Origin of the sequence: Mesorhizobium sp. M7A.F.Ca.CA.004.06.1.1, assembly GCF_003999135.1 — a bacterium.
Taxonomy (GTDB): domain Bacteria; phylum Pseudomonadota; class Alphaproteobacteria; order Rhizobiales; family Rhizobiaceae; genus Mesorhizobium.
In genome coordinates this window covers 1-3,062 of record NZ_RZPQ01000711.1, presented here as the reverse complement: position 1 = coordinate 3,062, position 3,062 = coordinate 1, and the positions used below count along the sequence as shown (strand labels likewise).

The window sequence follows — 3,062 nt, the reverse complement described above, 5'->3', positions numbered from 1 at the left end:
GATCAAGGTCGAGATTGCGTTGAGCTGCGGCGACACGCCCTGCTTGATCAGCGAGAAAATGTAGACCGGCAGCGTGGTGGCGCCGCCGGAATTCAACAGGTTGCTGGTGATGAAATCATCCATCGAGATGACGAAGGCGAGCATGGCGCCGGCGAACACACCCGGCAGGATGAGCGGCAGCGTGACGCGACGAAAGGCGACCCAACCGGTTGCATAGAGATCGCGGGCGGCTTCCTCCAGATCGAAGTCCATTCCCTGCAGGCGGGCGCGTATCGGCAGGAAGGCGAACGGGATGCAGAAGGTGGTGTGGGCGATCATCAGCTTCACCATTCCGTTGGCGAGCCCGATCTCGGAGAAGAGGATCAGGACGGCGACAGCAACGACGATTTCGGGCAGGAGCAGCGGCAGGTTCACCACCGCTTCGGAGATGCGGCGGAACCGGACATCGCGGCCGCGCACCAGCACCAATGCCGCCATCAACGCGACAAGGGTCGAGGCGACTGTGGCGACCGTGGCGACGAGCAGGGAGGTCTTCACCGCTGTCATCAGGTTGGCGTTGGACAGAGCGGTGGCGTACCAGTGCAATGAGAAGCCGCCCCAATTGGAGACGATCCGGTTCGCATTGAAAGAGTAGAACACCACGACGGCGATGGGCAAATAGAGATAGGCGAAGAAGATCGCGCTGAAGAGACCGAAGCCCGGATAGCGCCTGACATCATCGTCCGCGTTCATGCCGCACGCTCCATGCCTTCGGTGCGCATCGAGCGCAGACCCTGGAAAATCAGGAAGACCATGACCGCGGCCATCAGCACGATGGCGATGGCGGCGCCGAGCGGCCAGTTGCGGGCGCCACCGAACTGTAGCTGGATGAGATTGCCCATCATCATGGTCTTGCCGCCGCCGAGCAGGGTCGGCTCCAGGACCGCGCCGAGGCTTGGAACGAACACCAGGATCGCGCCGGCGATCATGCCGGGCCGGGTGAGGGGCAGGATAACGCGGCGCAATGTGGTGACGCGGTTGCCATAGAGATCATGCGACGCCTCGATGAGCGCAGGGTCGAGTTTCTCGATCGAGGCGAAGATCGGCAGGATCATCAGCGGAATGTAGCTGTAGACGAGACCGAGCAGCATGGCGGTGTTGCCGAACAGCAGCGAGTCCATGTTGTCGACGAGGCCGAGACCGCGAAGGGTCTTTTCGACGACACCATCCTTGCCAAGGATGATGATCCAGGAATAGACGCGCACGATCATCGAAACCCAGAATGGCAGCGTGACGAGATAGATCAGCAGCACTTTGATCGCCGGCCGCTGCAGCGCTATGAAATAGGCGACCGGGAAGCTCAGGAGCAGGCAGATCGATGTTGTCACGGCCGACAGGACCAGCGTTCTGGCAACAACGATGAGATATTGCGGATTGAACTCCATCTCGCCGGTCCAGCCTTCGTTGAACAAAAGCTGCTTGTAGGGCGCTGTGGTGAACACATATTCGAACCCGCCGTAAGGTCCGCGCGTCGAGAACGACACCACGATGATGATGCCGATCGGGATGATCAGCGTCAGCAGCATGATGAGATGGGCCGGCAGCAGGCCGAGGACATTCCAGTCGGGACTTTTTGTGCGTGCCTTCATGCGCCGAGGATCCGCACGGATTCGGCGGCAAAGCCAACTTTTACCGATTGCCCGATTTCGAACATCTGGCCGCGGCTGAGGCTGTTGCGCTTGGAGATGCGCAGCTTGGTTCCGCCCGCTTCAACGAGATAGTATGTGTAGCCGCCAAGATAATTGGTGCTCATGATCGTGCCGTCGACAGCGATCGGGTTGTCCTGCGCGGGCAGGCTGATTTTTTCCGGACGTATCGAGATGAAGGCCTTCTGGCCGGCGACCGCATTCTTGTGAGAGGCCGTCAAGGTCATGCCGAGTTGCGTTTTCACGGTTGCCTGCTCGCCGTCCACGGCAATCACGTCAGCATCGAGGAAGTTGGTCTCGCCGATGAAATCGGCGACGAAGCGGTTCGACGGCTCCTCGTAGATCGCCGCGGGTGTGCCAAGCTGCTGGATCTCGCCATCGCCGAGAACGCAGATGCGATCCGACATGTCGAGCGCTTCTTCCTGGTCGTGGGTGACGAAGACGAAGGTGATGCCGGTCTTGCGCTGCAGGATGCGCAGCTCGTCGCGCATGGCCTGGCGCAGCTTCAGATCGAGTGCGGAGAGCGGTTCGTCGAGCAGCAGCACTTCCGGTTCCGGCGCCAGGGCGCGGGCGAGCGCGACGCGCTGGCGCTGGCCGCCCGACAATTGCTGCGGCTTGCGCCCGGCAAAGGCCTCCATATGGACGAGACGAAGCATATCGGCGACGCGCTTATCGCGGCGGCCCTTTGACCAGCCGAGGTTTTCGAGCCCGAAGCCGATGTTCTGTTCGACGCTCATATGCGGAAACAGGGCGTAGCTCTGGAAGACGGTGTTGACCCGCCGCTTATGCGGGGGGAGTCCCTGTATGTCCGAGCCGTGCAGGAAAATCTGCCCCGCCGTCGGCTGCTCGAAACCGGCGATCATGCGCAGCAGGGTGGTCTTGCCGCAGCCGCTCGGGCCGAGCAGCGTGAAGAACTCGTTGTCGTAGATGTCGAAGGAAACAGGCTTCAGCGCCTGATAGGTGCCGAACACCTTGGAGACGCCCTTGATCTCGACGGCCTTTCGAGGTGCGCCGTGGCCAGCCTCGTCATTCATGGTCAGGCGCTCCGGTCAGGACTTTTGCGAGCTCGGCGATGAAGGTGATCGACGCCGCGCCACTGAGAACGGGCGCGGCGTCGATCAGGTAAGTTACATCTTCTCCCATTTGCCGCTGCGGACGACGAACATGTCGATGTCGATGGCCATGTTGGTCTGTCCGTTGGCATCGAACGAGACGTCTCCCAGAATGCCGTCGTGGTGGATGTCACGAATGGCCTTGCTCAGCGCCTCCTTGTCGTCGAGGCCTTTTTCCTTGATGACCTGAAGCAGGATCTGCGTCGCCTCGTAGGCATATTTCGCATAGGAGCCGGCAGGATCGGGATAAGCCTTGGTTTCATAG

General features: G+C 60.9%; 3 protein-coding genes and 1 pseudogene. All 4 read right to left on the bottom strand.

Features of this window, described 5'->3' with window-relative positions; genetic code table 11:
- The coding region (locus EN906_RS28850) for an ABC transporter permease (RefSeq protein ID WP_164777430.1) at positions 1-732 on the bottom strand (732 nt) is incomplete at its 3' end.
- Complete coding sequence (locus EN906_RS28845; protein ID WP_127271531.1) at positions 729-1,628, bottom strand: ABC transporter permease; 900 nt, start codon at positions 1,626-1,628, stop codon at positions 729-731. The genes EN906_RS28850 and EN906_RS28845, both read right to left, overlap by 4 nt.
- Complete coding sequence (locus tag EN906_RS28840; RefSeq protein ID WP_127271533.1) at positions 1,625-2,719, bottom strand: ABC transporter ATP-binding protein; 1,095 nt, start codon at positions 2,717-2,719, stop codon at positions 1,625-1,627. Before EN906_RS28840 ends, EN906_RS28845 begins: the two co-directional genes overlap by 4 nt.
- 93 nt (positions 2,720-2,812) lie before the next feature.
- Positions 2,813-3,062 (bottom strand): annotated as a pseudogene (locus EN906_RS37500) (branched-chain amino acid ABC transporter substrate-binding protein); the annotation flags it as partial.

Excerpts from the sequence above, each read along its gene's own strand:
- EN906_RS28845 (WP_127271531.1), bottom strand. The coding sequence starts at position 1,628 with ATGAAGGCACGCACAAAAAGTCCCGACTGGAATGTCCTCGGCCTGCTG.
- EN906_RS28840 (WP_127271533.1), bottom strand. The coding sequence starts at position 2,719 with ATGAATGACGAGGCTGGCCACGGCGCACCTCGAAAGGCCGTCGAGATC.